This is a genomic window from Nonomuraea sp. NPDC048916 (assembly GCF_040649575.1).
Classification (GTDB): domain Bacteria; phylum Actinomycetota; class Actinomycetes; order Streptosporangiales; family Streptosporangiaceae; genus Nonomuraea.
Window position 1 is genome coordinate 324,456 of record NZ_JBEZFS010000012.1, and the last position, 17,558, is coordinate 342,013.

At 69.2% G+C, this 17,558-nt stretch carries 14 protein-coding genes; 8 read left to right on the top strand and 6 right to left on the bottom strand.

The window, feature by feature from the left end; translation table 11 throughout:
• Window positions 1-209: 209 nt before the first annotated feature.
• The 7 genes from AB0C16_RS15525 (at window position 210) to AB0C16_RS15555 (ending at window position 8,486) form a co-directional block, all read left to right on the top strand.
• Complete coding sequence (locus tag AB0C16_RS15525; RefSeq protein WP_357682979.1) at window positions 210-1,520, top strand: ammonium transporter; 1,311 nt, start codon at window positions 210-212, stop codon at window positions 1,518-1,520.
• Window positions 1,517-1,855: a P-II family nitrogen regulator gene (locus tag AB0C16_RS15530; RefSeq protein ID WP_357682981.1), complete on the top strand. Its 339-nt coding sequence runs from the start codon at window positions 1,517-1,519 to the stop codon at window positions 1,853-1,855. The genes AB0C16_RS15525 and AB0C16_RS15530 overlap by 4 nt, the downstream gene beginning before the upstream one ends.
• Before the next feature lie 70 nt (window positions 1,856-1,925).
• Window positions 1,926-4,151 carry a [protein-PII] uridylyltransferase gene (locus tag AB0C16_RS15535; protein ID WP_357682983.1) on the top strand — a complete coding sequence of 742 codons (2,226 nt, stop codon included), beginning with the start codon at window positions 1,926-1,928 and terminating at the stop codon, window positions 4,149-4,151.
• A 293-nt stretch (window positions 4,152-4,444) separates the two neighbouring features.
• Window positions 4,445-7,090, top strand: a complete 2,646-nt coding sequence (locus AB0C16_RS15540) for a nitrate- and nitrite sensing domain-containing protein (RefSeq protein WP_357682985.1) — start codon at window positions 4,445-4,447, stop codon at window positions 7,088-7,090.
• Between the two features lie 25 nt (window positions 7,091-7,115).
• Window positions 7,116-7,538 (top strand): roadblock/LC7 domain-containing protein, encoded by a 423-nt coding sequence (locus AB0C16_RS15545; RefSeq protein WP_357682987.1) that lies wholly within the window; start codon window positions 7,116-7,118, stop codon window positions 7,536-7,538.
• A gap of 26 nt (window positions 7,539-7,564) precedes the next feature.
• Window positions 7,565-7,927: a DUF742 domain-containing protein gene (locus tag AB0C16_RS15550; protein WP_357682989.1), complete on the top strand. Its 363-nt coding sequence runs from the start codon at window positions 7,565-7,567 to the stop codon at window positions 7,925-7,927.
• The gene (locus AB0C16_RS15555; RefSeq protein WP_357682990.1) at window positions 7,908-8,486 is read left to right on the top strand and encodes an ATP/GTP-binding protein; all 579 of its coding nucleotides are present in this window, start codon (window positions 7,908-7,910) and stop codon (window positions 8,484-8,486) included. The genes AB0C16_RS15550 and AB0C16_RS15555 overlap by 20 nt, the downstream gene beginning before the upstream one ends.
• A 16-nt stretch (window positions 8,487-8,502) precedes the next feature.
• Here the strand turns inward: AB0C16_RS15555 and AB0C16_RS15560 are convergent, their stop codons facing one another.
• A complete protein-coding gene (locus AB0C16_RS15560; protein WP_357683063.1) occupies window positions 8,503-9,267 on the bottom strand; it encodes a TetR/AcrR family transcriptional regulator in 765 nt (254 codons plus the stop codon).
• A gap of 240 nt (window positions 9,268-9,507) precedes the next feature.
• Between AB0C16_RS15560 and AB0C16_RS15565 the strand changes: the two genes are divergently transcribed.
• Complete coding sequence (locus tag AB0C16_RS15565; protein WP_357682992.1) at window positions 9,508-10,758, top strand: ATP-binding protein; 1,251 nt, start codon at window positions 9,508-9,510, stop codon at window positions 10,756-10,758.
• Here the strand turns inward: AB0C16_RS15565 and betA are convergent.
• The 5 genes from betA to AB0C16_RS15590 form a co-directional block, all read right to left on the bottom strand.
• On the bottom strand, window positions 10,736-12,403 hold the full coding sequence (gene betA / locus AB0C16_RS15570) for a choline dehydrogenase (RefSeq protein ID WP_357682994.1): 1,668 nt from the start codon (window positions 12,401-12,403) through the stop codon (window positions 10,736-10,738). The genes AB0C16_RS15565 and betA overlap by 23 nt on opposite strands.
• Complete coding sequence (locus AB0C16_RS15575; protein ID WP_357682996.1) at window positions 12,400-13,335, bottom strand: ABC transporter substrate-binding protein; 936 nt, start codon at window positions 13,333-13,335, stop codon at window positions 12,400-12,402. The genes betA and AB0C16_RS15575 overlap by 4 nt, the downstream gene beginning before the upstream one ends.
• 65 nt (window positions 13,336-13,400) lie before the next feature.
• Window positions 13,401-14,366, bottom strand: coding sequence for an ABC transporter substrate-binding protein (locus tag AB0C16_RS15580; RefSeq protein WP_357682998.1), 966 nt, complete (start codon window positions 14,364-14,366; stop codon window positions 13,401-13,403).
• Complete coding sequence (locus AB0C16_RS15585) at window positions 14,363-16,276, bottom strand: ABC transporter permease subunit (RefSeq protein WP_357683000.1); 1,914 nt, start codon at window positions 16,274-16,276, stop codon at window positions 14,363-14,365. Before AB0C16_RS15585 ends, AB0C16_RS15580 begins: the two co-directional genes overlap by 4 nt.
• The gene (locus AB0C16_RS15590; protein ID WP_357683002.1) at window positions 16,273-17,337 is read right to left on the bottom strand and encodes a glycine betaine/L-proline ABC transporter ATP-binding protein; all 1,065 of its coding nucleotides are present in this window, start codon (window positions 17,335-17,337) and stop codon (window positions 16,273-16,275) included. The genes AB0C16_RS15585 and AB0C16_RS15590 overlap by 4 nt, the downstream gene beginning before the upstream one ends.
• Window positions 17,338-17,558 lie beyond the last annotated feature (221 nt).

The window sequence follows — 17,558 nt, forward strand, 5'->3', positions numbered from 1 at the left end:
TCCGGGAGTGTCGCGCGGGTGACCCGCCAGGGCAGGTCCAGCCGTCGATTTTGGGGGTGCATTGCCCGAAATGCGGGGGTGTGAAAGGCCCGAAACGCTGTCGAAACACCAGTGTGGCGAGATTCACGAATGTGAAACACACCTGGTCGAGTCACGAAACGGCGGCCGAACACGCTGTGGCCACACGTCACAGGTAAGGAGGGTCGGCCGTGGAGATCGATACCGGCACGACTGCCTGGATGCTCACAGCCACCGCGTTGGTGTTGCTGATGACTCCGGGGCTCGCGTTGTTCTACGGGGGCATGACCAGGGCCAAGAGTGTCCTGAACATGATGATGATGTCGTTCGTCGCCATCATCACAGTGACCATCGCCTGGATGATCTACGGGCATTCGCTGGCCTTCAGCGAGAACCCGATGTCCTGGCTCAACAATGTCGTCGGCGGCCTGGAGCACCTGGGCCTGCAGAGCCTCGTGAACACTGCCACCGCGGACGATGGCACCGGCATGCCCAGCCTGGTCTTCTCGGCCTTCCAGCTGACGTTCGCCATCATCACCGTCGCTCTCATCAGCGGCGCGATCGCGGACCGGGCGAAGTTCGGCGCCTGGGTGGTCTTCACCGTCGTCTGGGCGACCATCGTCTACTTCCCGGTCGCGCACTGGGTCTGGGGCGGCGGCTGGCTCAACACCATGGGCATCGAGGACTTCGCCGGCGGCACCGTGGTCCACATCAACGCCGGAGCCGCGGCGCTCGCGCTGGCGCTCATCATCGGCAAGCGGCAGGGCTGGCGCAAGGAGCCGATGCGGCCGCACAACCTGACGCTGGTCCTGCTCGGCGCGGCTCTGCTGTGGTTCGGCTGGTTCGGCTTCAACGCCGGCTCCGAGCTCGTGGTCGACGGCATCGCCGGCCTCGCGTTCATGAACACCCAGATCTGCACCGCCGTCGCCGCCGGCGCCTGGCTCGTCACGGAGAAGCTCCGCGACGGCCACGCCACCAGCCTCGGCGTCGCCTCCGGCGCCGTCGCCGGCCTGGTGGCCATCACCCCCGCCTGTGGTTTCGTCGACCCCTGGGCCGCCGCGCTCATCGGCTTGGTCGCCGGCGCCGCCTGCTCCTACGCCGTCGGGCTCAAGTACAAGCTCGGCTACGACGACTCGCTCGACGTGGTCGGCGTCCACCTGGTCGGCGGCGTCATCGGCGCCGTCGCCCTGGGCTTCGTGGCCGCCTACCCCGCCACGGACGCGCAGAGCGAGGGCCTGTTCTACGGAGGCGGCTTCGGCCAGCTCGGACTCCAGGTGCTGGGCCCGGTCGCCGTCGGCGGCTACTCGTTCGTCGTCACCTGGATCATCGGGACGGTCATCGACAAGGTGATGGGCTTCCGGATCACGGCCGAGGACGAGCAGACCGGCATCGACATCACCACCCACGCCGAGACCGGATACGACCTCGGCACCGTTCACGCCTCCGGTGTGAGCAGCCCCAACGGCCCGGTCACCACTGCAGCCAAGAAGGTGGACGCATGAGACTCATAACGGCCGTCATCAAGCCCTTCAAACTCGATGACGTGAAGGCGGCTCTGGAACAGTTCGGCGTCAAGGGCATGACGGTCAGCGAGGCCAGCGGTTACGGCCGCCAGCGCGGCCACACCGAGGTCTACCGCGGTGCCGAGTACCAGGTCGACCTCGTCCCCAAGGTTCGCCTGGAGGTCCTGATCGAAGAGGACGACGCCGAGGACGTGATCGACGTCATCGTCAAGGCCGCCCAGACCGGCAAGATCGGCGACGGCAAGGTCTGGTCCGTCCCCGTGGACACGGTCATCCGCGTCCGCACCGGCGAACGCGGTCCAGAGGCTCTGTGATGGATCCGCGGCGAAGCGAGGACATCCGTCGCAGGGTGGGTGTCCGAGCGGAGCTCGGCAAGGAGATGTCTTGAGGGGTGAAGCCCGTTCGTATGCCGCGGCCCGCAAGGAGCGGGCCGCGGACACCGACCGCTGGCTCAAGGATCTCTTCCATACGGCGAGCGACGGCGACCAGGTGTCCCTGGTCGCCGTCGGCAGCCTCGGCCGAGGGGAGCTCGCTCCGGGCAGTGACCTCGACCTGGTCCTGCTGCACAACGGCAGGCCGGACGTGGCCAGGGTCGCCGAGCGCATCTGGTATCCGATCTGGGACTCCGCCGTGGGCCTCGACCATTCGGTGCGCACCGTGGAGCAGGCCGTGGCGGTCGCCCGTGACGACCTCAAGGCGGTGCTCGGCCTCATCCAGGCCAGGCACGTGGCCGGTGACCCCGAGCTGACCAGGAGGGCCAGGGAGGCGGTGCTCGCCGAGTGGCGGGCCGACTCCCGCCGCCGGCTGGGCGAGCTGCGGGAGGCGTCCGACCAGCGGGCGCAGGCGAGTGGTGAGCTGGCTTTCCTGCTCGAACCCGATCTGAAGGACGGCCGCGGCGGGTTGCGCGACGTCCAGGCCATGCAGGCGGTCGCGGCGGCGTGGGTCGCCTCCGCCCCGGGCCCCCGGGCCCGCGAGGCGTACGAGCTCATCCTGGACGTGCGGCACGCGCTGCACGTCGTCACCGCGCGCGGCGCCGACCGGCTCGTCCTCCAGGAGCAGGACGCGGTCGCGGGGCTGCTGGGCCTGCTCGACGCCGAGGCGCTGATGCGCAGGCTCGCCGAGGCGGGCCGGACGATCTCCCACGCGTTCGACGCCACCTGGCGCACGGTTGACAGGCTGCTGTCAGGGCCGGCCCCGCGCGGCCGCCGTCCGCTGGCCGACGGCGTGGTGGAGCACGGCGGCGAGGTGGTGCTCGCCAGGGGCGCCAGCCCTCGTAAGGACCCGCTGCTGGCGCTCCGCGCCGCGGCGGCCGCGGCGGAGTCGGGGCTGCCGCTCGCGCCCGCGACGGTGTCCATCCTGGCTGGTCAGTCGCCTCCGATGCCGGTGCCATGGCCTGACGAGGCCCGTGACTCGCTGGTGTCGATCCTCGGCGCGGGCCGCGCCGCCGTGCCCGTGTGGGAGGAGCTCGACCAGGCGGGCATCCTGGTCAGACTCCTTCCTGACTGGGAGCGCGTACGGCATCGCCCGCAGCGCAATCCCATCCACCGCTTCACCGTCGACCGGCACCTGATCGAGGCCGCGGCCAACGCCGCGAGCCACACCCGCGAGGTGTCGCGCCCCGACCTGCTGCTGATCGCCGCGTTGCTACACGACATCGGCAAGGGCTGGCCCGGCGACCATTCGGCGACGGGTGAGGTCGTGGTCCGCGACATCGGCACCCGCATCGGGCTGCCCGCGTCCGACGTGGACGTCCTCGCCACCGTGGTGCGCCACCACCTGCTGCTGCCCGAGATGGCGACCCGCCGCGACCTGGACGATCCGGTGACGATCGAGAAGGTCGCGGGCACGGTCGGCTCGCGCGAGGTGCTCGACCTGCTGGCCGCGCTGGCCGTCGCCGACGGTCACGCCACGGGCCCCGCCGCCTGGAACTCCTGGAAGGCCGGGCTGGTCGCCGATCTCGTGCGCCGCGTCCGTTCGGTCCTGTCGGGCTCGCCGCCGCCCAAGGCGCCGGCCCTGTCGCCGGAGCGGGCCGGGCTGGCCAGGCACGGCGGTGGCGCGGTCCGGGTGAACGGGGGAGCCGTCACAGTCGTCGCCCCCGACCGGGTGGGCCTGCTCTGGAGCGCCGCCGGCGTGCTGGCCGCGCACCGCCTGATCGTCCGCTCCGCCTCGGCCGCGTCCGCCGGCTCCACGGCCGTGATCGACTTCTCCGTCGTCCCCGAGTACGGCTCACCGCCGGACCCCGCCACGCTCGAAGCGGATCTCCGTCTCGTCCTTGCCGGCCGTCTTGACATCGAGCAGCGTATGGCACGCCGTTCGAGGGCGGTCAGACCTCCTCGCGTCCCCGTGGCCCCACCCCGGGTGACCTTGGTGGACGATGCCTCCGCGACCGCCACGGTGATCGAAGTCAGAGCCCATGACAGGCCGGGACTCCTGTGGCGCATTGGGCGGGCGTTCGGGGAGTGCGGTCTTGACGTGAGGGCTGCTCGCGTGGAGACTCTCGGCGCGGAGGCAGTGGATGTCTTCTATGTGGTAGACCGCGCCGGACGCCCCCTCAGCGACGACGCACAGCGGAGTCAAGTCCGCGATCTGGTGCTCGCAGCACTGCGGTAACCGCTAGCGCACGAGCAACGGTCACCTATATAACGATTGCGCCCGATTTGCGTGGTAAGTCGGATGCTGCGGATACCTTGTGGGACGGCCTATGACCCGGAGTGAGCCGGGATGATTGAGGGGTAGCGGGAGCAGTGACTACGGGGAACTCCGACAGCGGCCACGCTGCGAGGCGAGACCGCGGAAAGCGGCCCCTGCCCCGCCTGGGCCTGCGCAACTGGCGTGTGAGATGGCGCCTCACGGCGCTCATCCTGGTTCCCACCATCGTCGGCGTAGGGCTCGGGGGAGCCCGCGTGGTGGGCTCGGTCCAGAGCATCAACGACTACGACCGTACGGCCGTCGCCGCCGAGCAGGCGGGCCGGATCCGCGACCTGGTCGAGGCCGTCGGTCTGGAGCGTGACACGGGAGGCTGGCTGGACGCCGCCAAGGCCCTGCGCAAGAAGCTCACCCAGCCGTACAACGAGCGCAAGGCGCAGGTCGACACCCTCGTGAAGACCGTGCAGGCCGATCTGGCGACGATGGACGAGTCCTACGGTTCCCGGGTGCTCGACGTCGTCAGGCGTGCGCACGCCGACCTGGACAAACTGGACAGCATCCGCAAGGAGGGGCAGCGCGACACCACGCGCTACGACTCCCTGCTCGACTCGCTGCTCCGCCTGCACGACGAGCTGAGCCTGCTCAGCGATGACCCGCAGATCATCGGGCAGTTCCGCGCGCTCAGCGCGCTGGCGCGTGCCAAGGAGCAGGTCTCCCGGCAGCGCGTGCAACTGCTGAAGGGCTACTACAACTCCGCCAGCGTCGACGCCAAGGAGGTCGAGCGGTTCATCGCCGCCAACGCCGCCCAGCGGGCCCAGATCGCCATCGTCGGCCAGGAGGCCGGCCCGCGGGTCGGCATGGAGCTGCAGAAGGCGCTGACCCGGCAGGAGTATTACAACACCGAGCTCACCAAGTCGCGCGCGATCACCCTGGCCAGCGGCAAGGCGCCCGGGGTCAGGATCAGGCAGAACCTCCTCGCCGCGACCGGCCGCGACAAACCGGCCCCCGACCAGTGGTTCGACGACAACGCCATCACGATCGCCGCCCTCCGTTCGGTCGAGGAGCCTCTGAGCACGCAGGTGACCCTGCGCAGCCAGGATCTGCGTGACGCCGAGATCCGTAACGCGATCATAGCGGGTACCTTGATCTTGGCGTTGCTTTTGCTGGTTTTGTTGCTGACTGTCGCTATTGCCCGCTCGATGGTCGCGCCGCTGCGCCGCCTGCGCACCGAGGCCCTGGAGATCGCCGGTTTCCGGCTGCCCGACGTGGTGCGCAAACTGCGCGTCTCGGGCGACGCAGGGACCGACGTCCACCCGATCGACGTCGAGGGCGACGACGAGATCGGCGAGGTGGCCAGGGCCTTCGACCAGGTCCACCGCCAGGCCGTACGGCTCGCCGGCGAGGAGGCCGAGCTGCGCGGCAACATCAGCTCGATGTTCGTCAACCTCTCGCGCCGCACCCAGACGCTGGTGGAGCGGCAGATCTCGCTGATCGACGGCCTGGAGAAGGGCGAGCAGGACGGCGGCCGGCTGTCCGACCTGTTCAAGCTCGACCACCTGGCCACCCGCATGCGCCGCAACTCCGAGAACCTCCTGGTCCTCGCCGGCCACGAGCCGACCCGCAGGCGCAGCCAGCCGGCCAAGCTGGTCGACGTGGTCCGGGCCGCGCTGTCCGAGGTCGAGGGCTACGAGCGCGTCCAGGTCAAGGTCCACCGCGGCACCTCGGTGCTCGGCAGCGCCGCCAACGACCTGGTCCACCTGGTGGCCGAGCTGGTCGAGAACGCCATCCAGTTCTCGCCCAGCAACGCGCAGGTCACGGTGTCGAGCAGCCACATCGAGGGAGGCGGCGCGCTGCTCTCGGTGAGCGACCTGGGCATCAGCATGACCGAGGACGAGCTGGCCGAGGCCAACCGCCGGCTGGCCGAGCCGCCGGTGGTGGACGTGTCGGTCTCCCGCCGCATGGGCCTGTTCGTGGTCGGCCGGCTGGCGCTGCGCCACGGCATCCGCGTCCAGCTCCGCAAGGGCGACGGCGCCGGCCTGATCGCCATGGTGCTGCTGCCGCCCGCGCTGATCGCCGGCGGTCAGAATCAGCCGCTTCCACAGCGCCCGGCGTTCGGCGGCGGCGCCCCGGCCACACCGCCGAGCGGCGTGCCCGCGCAGAACGGCACCTTCCGCTCGTACACCGGCCACGACTCCATGGAGATCACGGGGGCGGGACCGGTCCGGTACGGGATGCCGCCCTTCACGGCCGACACCGACGGCGACGCGTTCAGGCAGCGGCAGCAGTACGACACGGGCGGCTATCCCTCCTATCCGAGCCCCGCCTACCCCAGCGTCGAACGCCCGGGCTCGTACCCCTCCCAGCCCGTCGCCGGATCCGGGAACACCGCGTTCCCGACGCCGCCGCCGGCCGACCGGCCGTTCAACAGCGGTGATTTCCGCAGGCCGGAGCCGCCTCCCTCGGTGAACGTGTCACCGATGGAGCCGGAGCAGGAGGAGTATCTGCCGATCTTCGCGTCGGTGGAGTCGGCCTGGTTCCGCAGGGCGCCGGACGAACCAGGGCAGGCGACGCCGAACCGAGATGAGCCCAACCCCTCACAAGCCGTACCCTCTGGGGAGGAAGCGTGGCGAACCGCTGCTGACGCCGGATGGCGGGCGGCGGCCGCCGCGAGCGACCCGAGTCTCGGCGGCATCACGGCCGCCGGACTGCCCAAGCGCACCCCCAAGGCAAACCTGGTGCCCGGTACGGCAAGCCAGCCGGCCACGGGACCGCAACGGCAACCGCAGCGACAAGCTCCGATGCCGCCGGTCTCAGCCGACCGGATCCGCAGCAGGATGGCCAGTTTCCAGCAGGGCGTACGCCGGGGTCGCGCGGAAGTACGTGAACAGGAGGAACGAGAGTGAGTGAGCGTCCTGCCAGGGAGGGCGAGTGACAACGCTTAGCCATGAGGCGCATCGGTTCGACTGGCTGATCACCGACTTCGTGCGGAACACGCCCGGGGTCGCGCACGCGGTCGTCGTCTCAGCCGATGGCCTCTGCCTGGCGAGTTCCGAGGGCTTCCCGCCGGACCGGGCCGACCAGCTCGCCGCGGTCTCCGCGGGCCTGCTGAGCCTGACCGTGGGCGCCTCGCGCGTGTTCGAGGGCGGCTCCGTCACCCAGACCGTCGTCGAGATGCAGCGCGGACTGCTCATCGTGATGGCGATCAGCGACGGCTCGGTCATCACCGTGCTGGCCTCGCCCGAGTGCGACATGGGGCTGGTCGCCTATCAGATGACGCTGCTGGTCGACAGGGCCGGCCAGGCCCTGACGCCCGCACTCCGCGCGGAGTTGCAGGCGGCCAGGACGCGGTGAGGTAATGACACTTTTGGGAGTGGGTCGTGTACGGAAGTGACGGGATCGGGGACGAAGAGCCCCTCTTCCGTCCGTACGCGGTGACCGGCGGCCGATCGGAGCCGCGTTATCACCTTGCGATGGAGACGCTGATCTCGTCCATGTCCATTCCGGACGACGAGATGGCCTTGCTCACCCCCGAGCAGGAGGCCATCATGCAACTCTGCCGCTCGATCCGGTCGGTCGCCGAGATCTCGGCCCTGCTCCGGGTCCCGCTGGGCGTGGCTCGGGTGCTCGTGGCGGACATGTCCGACGAAGGGCTCGTCCGCCTGCACCAGCCACGCCTCAGCGAGGGACAGCCAGACCTCAACATGCTCGAAAGGGTGCTCAGTGGACTTCGCAGGCTCTAGCCCCGGCCTCACGTCGACGAAGATCGTCGTCGCCGGTGGTTTCGGCGTCGGCAAGACGACGTTCGTGGGGGCGGTGTCCGAGATCCTCCCGCTCACCACGGAAGCGGTGATGACCGACGCGTCCGCGGGCATCGACGACCTCGCCCTGACGCCGAACAAGCAGACGACCACGGTGGCCATGGACTTCGGCCGCGTGTCGCTCGACCGCGACCTGATCCTCTACCTGTTCGGCACGCCCGGGCAGCACCGGTTCTGGTTCATGTGGGACGACCTGGTGCGCGGCGCCATCGGTGCGGTCGTGCTGCTCGACACGCGCCGGCTGGCCGACAGCTTCCCCGCGATCGACTACTTCGAGGAGGCCAAGCTGCCGTTCGTGGTCGGCATCAACGGCTGGGACGGGCAGTTCCCGCACTCCGACCAGGAGGTGCGCGAGGCGCTGGCGCTGTCTCCGAACGTGCCCATCGTCCGCACCGACGCGCGCAACCGCGAGTCGGTCAAAGCGACGTTGATCTCGCTCGTCGAGCACGTCGTCCGGCTTCGCGCCACGCCCGTCTCCTAGCGCGCGGGACACACGCTCAGGCCGTGCCGGCGCGCCGGTCCACCAGGGCCTGGATGCCGTCGAGGACGCGCCGCAGGCCGAACTCGAAGGCCTGCTCCGGGCTGTAGGCGCCGCCCAGGGCCTCTCCGGCGGCCTGGCCGACCCGGGCTGCCGTCGGGAAGCGGGACGCGTCGGCGATCCGGCTGAAGAACGGCGCGTGCGCGGCCCACCACTGCTCGTCGGACATGCCGGTCTGGCTCTCGGCCTGCGACGCCTCCACCGCGCCTCTGGCCGTGCCGTGCACGAACCCGGTGACCAGCGTGATCACCGAGTCCATCTCGACGTCCGTCAGCCCGATGCCGTCGACGGCTCGCAGCTCGTGGTCGTACTTGGCGGTGGCGTTCGGCCCGAGGACCGGGCGGCTCGTCGCCACCTGGAGCAGCCACGGGTGGCGCAGGTAGAGGGCCCAGTTCTCCCTGGCGATCAGCTCCAGCCGCTCCCGCCATCCGCCGGGCACCTCCTCCGGCCTGGCGGTCTCGCCGTAGACGGTGTCGAGCATGACGTCGAGCAGCTCCGGCTTGCCCGGCACGTACGTGTAGAGCGACATCGTGCCCACCCCGAGCCGCTCGGCCACGCGGCGCATGGACAGCCCCTGCAGCCCCTCGGAGTCGGCCACCTCGATCGCCGCCCGCACGATCCGGTCCACGCTCAGGTCGGGCTTCCCCTTACGGCTGGTCCGCTCGCTGGTGCGCCAGAGCAGCGCCAGGCTGCGGGCGGGATCGCCCTTGCCGCTGTACTCGATCACCCTCGTACGGTACACCGTACGCTCCAAGCGCCCGCGCCCCGGTCAAGACGGGCGGTGACCCCGGCCTCCAGCGCACGATAGTCAGCGTTTGTCGTGAAGTGTCGGTTCTCAAGCCTGTCAATTGTCGGTACGGATGTCGTGAAGTGTCGCTCCAATGGCCGTTGAGTGTCGGTTTGGAGCTCGTGAAGTGTCGGTCTAGATGCTTGTAGGATGTCGTTCCTACACGTTGGAGGCTTGGTGGACCTCGTATCCAGGCGGATCGCCGATCATGCGGTGGAGTTCCTCGATTCCTTCCGCGTAGTGATCATCAACGGTCCTCGCCAGTCCGGCAAGACCACTCTGCTCCGGCAGCTCAACGACTGCCGTGGCGGCACCTATCTCACCCTCGACGAGGGTGCGCTGCGCGGCGCGGCTCACGCCGACCCGGACACTTTCATCGCCGATGGCCCCAGGCCGATGATGATCGATGAGATCCAACGCGGCGGAGACGATCTCGTGCTGGCGATCAAGGCTTCGGTCGACGGTTCGTCTGATCGCGGGCAGTTCGTTCTGGCGGGATCCACCAGATTTCTGGCGACCCCTTCGCTGAGCGAGTCGCTGGCCGGCCGGGCCGGCGTGCTCGAAGTATGGCCCTTCGCCCAGCAGGAGCTCGTCGGGGGGAGCACGTCCTTCCTCAGCACGGCCTTCGAGGAGCCGGAAGCCTTCAGGACGACGAAGCAGAGCGCGTTCGGCAGGCCTGACTACTTCGAGCTCATCGCCAGGGGCAGCTACCCCGAGATCCTGACCATGAGATCGGAGCGTGCCCGTGACCAGTGGTACGCCGCCTATGTCCAGTCGATCATCGATACCGACATTCGCGAGATGGCGAAGATCGACGAGCCGAGCAGTCTCAGTCAGTTGCTGAGGCTCGCGGCCGCGTCCACAGCCCAGGAGTTCAACCTGGTCAAGGCGGGCAGCGATCTCGGGCTTCATCGCACGACCGTCAGCCGCTATCTCGGCCTGCTGGAAACCGTCTTCCTGGTGCGCTTCCTGCCCGCCTGGTCGCGCAACCCGACGGCGAGGGCGGTGCGGCGCCCCAAGCTGCACCTCACGGACACCGGCCTGGCCGCCCACCTGCTCTCGGTCGACGCGGAAGGGCTGGGCGCCCGCGTCGCGCCGGCCCGTGGACCGCTCGTCGAGACGTTCATCGTCGGCGAGCTGTCGAAGCAGGCGACGTGGTCACCGTTCCGGGTCGGCCTCCACCACTGGCGGGTCAGCCAGGGACCTGAGGTGGATCTGGTGATCGAGCGGACCAACGGCCGCGTGGTCGGCGTCGAGGCCAAGGCGACGGACGCCGTCGGCCTCGACGACTTCAAGGGGCTCGCCGCGCTCAGGGACTCGCTCGGTGACGGCTTCGTCCACGGATTCGTGTTCTACACCGGCAGGCGGTCTCTGTCGTTCGGAGACCGCCTGACGGCGTTGCCGATCAGCGCTCTGTGGGATCGGTGACGGCTCGGGTGTCGTGCCGGGTGTCGTGGCGGTGGAAGGGAGTGGGCTCGGGGGGCAGGGGGGTGTTGCCGAGGATGAGGTCGGCCGCCTTCTCGGCCAGCATCATGACGGGGGCGTAGATGTTGCCGTTGGTCACGTACGGCATGGCCGAGGCGTCGACGACGCGCAGGCCGTCGACGCCGTGGACGCGCATGGAGGAGGGGTCCACGACGGACATCTCGTCCACGCCCATCTTGCAGGTGCAGGAGGGGTGCAGGGCGGTCTCGCCGTCCTTCGCCACCCAGGCCAGGATCTCCTCGTCGGTCTTGACGCCGGGGCCGGGTGACAGCTCGCCGCCGTCGAGTGCCGCCCAGGCCGGTTGGGAGAGGATCTCGCGGGTGAGCCGGATGGCCTCGACCCATTCGCGCCGGTCCTGGTCGGTGGAGAGGTAGTTGAAGCGGAGCGCGGGCTTGTCCCGGGGGTCGGCCGACCTGATCCGGACCGAGCCGCGGGAGTCGGAGTACATCGGCCCGATGTGCACCTGGTAGCCGTGGCCGCCGGCGGGCGCCGAGCCGTCGTAGCGGACCGCGATGGGCAGGAAGTGGTACATCAGGTTGGGGTAGGCCACGTCGTCGTTCGAGCGGATGAACCCGCCGGCCTCGAAGTGGTTGGTGGCGCCGGGGCCGCTGCGGCGGAACAACCAGTCGGCGCCGATGAACGGCCTGCGCCACATGGCCAGCGACGGTTGCTGCGACACGGGCTGGGTGCAGGCGTGCTGGACGTACACCTCCAGGTGGTCCTGGAGGTTGGCGCCCACGCCGGGGAGGTCGTGGACGACCGGGATGCCCAGGGGCGAGAGAAGGTCGCCCGGGCCCACTCCGGACAGTTGCAGCAGTTGCGGGGAGTTGACGGCGCCGCCGCACAGGATGACCTCGCCGGCGTCGATGCGCTCGCCGCCGCAGATGACGCCCACCGCCCGGGTGCCGGCGAACACGATCCTCTCCACCAGGGCGCGGGTCCTGACCGTGAGGTTGCGGCGGTGGCGTGCCGGGTGGAGGTAGGCGCGGGCGGCGCTGAGCCGGCGGCCGCGGTGGACGTTGCGGTCGAAGGCCGCGAAGCCCTCCTGCCGGAAGCCGTTGACGTCGTCCGTGAGAGGGTGGCCGGCCTGCTGGACGGCCTCGAAGAACGCCTCGAAGAGCGGGCCGCGCGCGGGTCCGCGCTCCAGCTTGAGCGGGCCGTCGCCGCCGCGGAAGGCGGACTCGGGGTCGGCCAGGCAGTTCTCCATCTTCTTGAAGTACGGCAGGCAGTGCGCGTAGTCCCAGTCGGCCATGCCCGGATCGGCGGCCCAGCGCTCGTAGTCCAGCGGGTTGCCGCGCTGGAAGATCATGCCGTTGATGCTGCTCGAGCCGCCGAGCACCTTGCCGCGGGCGTGGTAGATCCGCCGGCCGTTCATGTGCGGCTCGGGCTCCGACTCGTACTTCCAGTCGTAGAAGCGGCTGCCGATGGGGAACATCAGCGCGGCCGGCATGTGGATGAACACGTCCCACAGGTAGTCGGGCCTGCCCGCCTCCAGCACCAGCACCGAGACCGAGGGATCGGCGCTCAGCCGGTTGGCCAGGGCGCAGCCGGCCGAGCCGCCGCCCACGATGACATAGTCGAAGCTCAACGCGGAATCCAGTCCTTCCACACGATCTTGTTCTCGCCCACCCAGCGCTCGGCCGCCTGCTCGGCGGTGAGCTTCCTGTTGATCATGTCGCTGGCCACCGCGTTCTGGTTCTCGTTCGTCCAGGAGAAGTTGCGGACCAGCTCGTACGCCCGGCCGCCGGTCTGGGCGAATTTCTTGCTCACGATCTTGTCCAGCAGGTACGGCGGGTAGTCGCAGGCGACCTTGGCCGCGTCGTCGTCGCAGCCGATGGCGTAGGAGGGCAGATTGATCTTCACCAGTTTGACCTTGGTGAACAGCCACTGCGGCTCGTAGAAGTACATCAGCAGCGGTTTCCTGTTCTTCGTCGCCGACTGCGCGGCCTTGATCAGAGCCGCTTCGCTGCCTGAGTAGACGACCTTGTAATTGAGGCCGAGATTCTTGACGAGGGTCTCGTCGTTCGTGACGAATGTCGGATCGCCGTCAAGGATCTGACCGAAATCACCGGATCGGGGGGTCCGAAAAAGGCTTGCGTACTTGTTCAGATTTCGCCAGTCGGTGATGTCGGGATATTTCTTAACCATCCACTCCGGGACGTACCACCCGATCACCCCTTTGTTCCCGGTGAGACCGGCGGAGAGCGCGACCTTCTTCTCCTCGATGTACTGCTTCTTCAGATCGGGATGGCCCCAGTTCTCGACGATGACGTCGACCTTGCCCGTCTCGAAATCCCGCCAGGAATCGGCCTCCGTCATCTGGCGGGTCCGCACCTGGTAGCCCAGTTCGTGCTTCAGCAGATATGCGAGCACGGCTGCCTGGGCCTCGTAGCCCGCCCAGGCGTGGACGTCGATGTTGACCGTGCCCTTCTTCTCGGCGCCGGGCGTGTTCTCCTCGCCGGAGCAGGCCGTCAGGAGCAGGACCGCCATCAGGGATCCCGCGAGTGTCTTGGTTCGCATGAGAGTCTCCGCGACCGTGACCCCGCCAGGCGGGGTCACGGTCAAGAGTCAGAGGGCCGGCGGGGTCACTTGGGGATCCAGGCCTGCCACTTGGCCGTGTTGGCCTCGACCCACTTCTTGGCGGCCTGTTCGCCGGTCATGCCGTTGTTGGTCATGTCGTCGGCGACCGCGTTCTGGTCCTCGTTGGTCCAGCTGAAGTTCTTGACCAGCTCGTAGGCCTTGCCGCCGGTCTGGGCGAACTTGGTGCTCACGACCTTGTCCAGGTCCATCTCGGCGTAGTCGCAGGCGACCTTCTTGGGGTCGGCGTCGCAGCCCTCGGAGTACGGCGGCAGGTTGACGCGGGCCAGCTGGGTCTTGCTGAACAGCCAGTGCGGGTCCCAGAAGTAGAACAGCAGCGGCTTCTTCTGCTCCTGTGCCTGCTGGGCGCCCTTGATCAGGGCCGCCTCGCTGCCTCCGGTGACGACCTTGAGGTCGAGCTTGAGGTTCTTGATCAGCGCGTCCTCGTTGCTGACGTACGACGGGTCGCCGAACAGCAGCTGGCCCTTGTCGCCCGACTCGGAGGTCTTGAACAGGTGGGCGTACTTGTTGAGGTTCTTGTAGTCGGTGATGCCCGGGTACTCGTCGACCATCCACTGGGGGATGTACCAGCCGATGACGCCCTTGTTGCCGGTCGAGCCGGCGGCCTGGGCGACCTTCTTCTCGTCGATGAACTTCTGCTTGAGGTCGGGGTGACCCCAGTTCTCGATGATGACGTCGACGTCGCCGGTCTCGAAGCCCTCCCAGGCGAGCTGCTCTTTGATCTCGGGCAGCTCCACGGTGTAGCCGAGCTCGTTCTTCATCAGGTAGGCGACCACGTTGGCGCTGGCCTCGTAGCCGACCCAGGGGTTGATCGCGATCTTCACGGTGCCGCCGGCCGACGCGCTGGAGCTCGCCTGGGGGGCGGCGGAGCTGGGCGTGTCCTCCACTTTGGCGCCGCCGCACCCGGCGGCGAGTCCAAGGACGAGCAGGCCTGCGAGCAGGCGAATCTTCATACGGACTTCCTTTGATGAGGGGAGGGGCGCCTGTCGGCGCCCTGCGTGATGCGGTCGAGCATGATTCCGAGCAGGACGATCGCCACACCCGCGGCGAAGCCCATCCCGAAATCGGTCCGCTGGGAGAAGCCGGAGACCACGTCGTAACCCAGCGCACCGCCCCCGACCAGCGCTCCGAGCACGACCATGGCGAGCGTCAGCACGATGCCCTGGTTGGCGGCCAGCAGGATCGCCTTGCGCGCCATCGGCAGCTGCACCTTGCGCAGCAGCTGGCCCGGCGTGGACCCGGCGGACAGGGCCGCCTCGACCACCGTGTGCGGCACTCCGCGGATGCCCTGTTCGACCAGCCGGATCACCGGCGGCGCCGCGTAGATCACCGAGGCGAAGATCGCGGTGAACTTGGTCGGGCCGAACAGCGCGAGCGCGGGCAGCAGGTAGACGAACGACGGCATGGTCTGGGCCGCGTCGAGCAGCGGGCGCTGCACGGCGGAGAACCGCGCCGAACGGGCCGCGGCCACGCCCAGCACCAGGCCGATCACCAGGACGACCAGCACCGCGACGACGACCATGGTCAGCGTCACCATGCTGTGCTCCCAGAGCCCGAGCAGCGCGATCGCCAGCAGGCAGCCGAGCGCCGTGAGCGCCGGCCGGATCCCGCTCGACCACCACGCCAGGAGCAGCACGGCCGAGGCGACCAGCCACCACGGCGCCGAGGTGAGCAGGCCCTGCAGGGGGTTCAGCAGCACGTCGCTGGTCACGTTCTTGATCGCCTCGGTGGCGTCGTACCAGTTGACCTCGGCCCACTTGACCGCGTCGTTCACCGGGCCGCCCATCGCGAGCACCCACTGGGCGGGGAAGGCGGGAGGCAGCGCGAACGTCAGTGTCGCGCCGCCCGCGGCCAGCACGGCGGCGGCCGGCAGCCGCCATCTGCCGGCGCCCTCGCGCCCGCGGCGGTTCGCGGCGGCCATCGTCGTGCGGTCCAGGACCACCGCCATGACCACGATGGCCAGGCCGGCGGGGAGCATGATGCCGACGTTCTGCCGGGACAGCCCGCGGATGATGTCGGAGCCCAGGCCGGGCGCGGAGATCAGGTTCGCGATCACCACCATGGACAGCGCCATCATGATGGTCTGGTTGACCGCCAGCGTCATCGTCGACCTGGCCAGTGGCAGGTGCACCTTGCGCAGCGTCTGCCAGGAGGTCGCGCCGAGCGACGCCGAAGCCTCGACCGCCACGGGGGAGACCTGCTCGATGGCCAGCGCGGTGATGCGGATGGCCGGCGGGATCGAGTAGATCATGGTCGCGATCGCCCCGGCCGGCGCGCCGATCTGGAAGAACAGCACCATCGGCGCGAGGTAGGCGAACGTCGGCATGATCTGCATGATGTCCAGCACCGGGTTGAGGGCCCGGCGCACCCGCGGCGAGCGCCCGGCCCAGACGCCCAGCGGCAGGCCGATCACCAGCGACAGCAGCACCGCGGTCCCGACCAGGGCCAGCGTGTCGACGCTCGACTCCCAGACGCCGAGCACGCCGAAGGTGGCGAAGCCCGCCGCCCCGAGCAGCCCGACCCGCCAGCCGCCCGCCAGCCAGCCCAGCCCGGCCATCAGGCCGATCAGGCCCGGCCAGCCGAGCCCGTGCAGCACGCTCTGGAGGGCGACGAAGACCGCGCCGACGAACAACCGGATGTAGTTGATGAAGTACAGGAAGACCGGGCTGGCGTTCTTGTTGTCGTCGACCCACTCGCGCAGGTCGGTGATCGCCAGGAACTGCGGGGCGTCGTTGTCGTGCGGGAGTGTTCCCGACCCGCGGAAGACCAGGTAGCCGACGGCGAACAGGACCGCGATCCCCGCGGGCGTCATCCAGCCCGGCAGCCTGAGCCTGGAGGGGGTCGCGACCGCCGTGGCGCTCATATGCTCGCCTGTGCGGCCCGCAGGCCGGTGTCCTGCCCGGACAGGAAGCTGAGGAGGTCCACCCGGTCCACGACCCCGGCGAGCTCGCCCCCCTCGACCACCCTGATCGGGCGGGAGGAGGACGAGGCGGCGGTGATCGCGTCCCTGATGACCGTGGACGCCGCCAGCTCGGGGCCGTCCAGCGGCTCGCCGGGCTCGGGGTCGCGGCAGATCCAGCGCAGTGTCAGCACGTGGCTGCGGGGCACGTCGCGGACGAAGTCGGCGACGTAGTCGTCGGCCGGGGCGCCCACCAGCTCCTCCGGCGTGCCGAGCTGCACGATCGAGCCGGCCCGCATGATCGCGATGCGCTCGCCCAGCTTGAGCGCCTCGGACAGGTCGTGGGTGATGAACACCATCGTCTTGCCGACCTCGCGGTGCAGCCGGATCACCTCGGCCTGCATGTCGCGGCGGATCAGCGGGTCGAGCGCGCTGAACGGCTCGTCGAACAGCATGACCTCCGGGTCGACCGCCAGCGCGCGGGCCAGCCCGACGCGCTGCTGCATGCCGCCGGAGAGCTGGTCGGGGTAGGCGTCGGCGTGGCCGTCGAGGCCCACCAGCGAGAGGATCTCCCCGGCACGGGCGTGCCTGGCGGCCTTGGCCGTGCCCTGGATCTCCAGGCCGTAGGCGACGTTGTCGATCACCCGCCGGTGCGGGAGCAGGCCGAAGTGCTGGAACACCATGCTGACCCGGTGGCGCCGCAGGTCGCGTAACTGCGCGGGGGAGGCCTGGCCGACGTCGTCGCCGCCGATCCGGACCAGGCCCGCGCTCGGCTCGATCAGCCGGGTGAGGCAGCGTACGAGGGTGGACTTACCGCTTCCCGACAGGCCCATCACGACGAACACCTCGCCGGGCCGGACGGTGAAGCTCACGTCTCTGACGGCGGCGGTGCAACCGGTCTTCTCCCTGAGCGCGGCGGGTTCCAGGAACCTGTCGTCGCACTTGAGCACCTTCTCCGCCGCTGGGCCGAAGATCTTCCAAAGCCCCTCGACGTCGATGGCCGTACTGTCGGGAGAAACTCCCACACTCGCCTCCTTGTTGACGGGGCTCAACATATGTCGTAGATAACGCGAATCTCAACGTTGTGACCTTCCGGAGACCTTGGCGCTCCTCCAGCGTTATCCGCCTGGAACGTGACAATCACCCATTTATGGACACTTAACACGTGAAGGGGTGCTTTCTGGCTAGACATCGGCTAGAAAGGGGCTCCAGGTTCTCGGCCCATGCGCCACACTGGACGACTTTT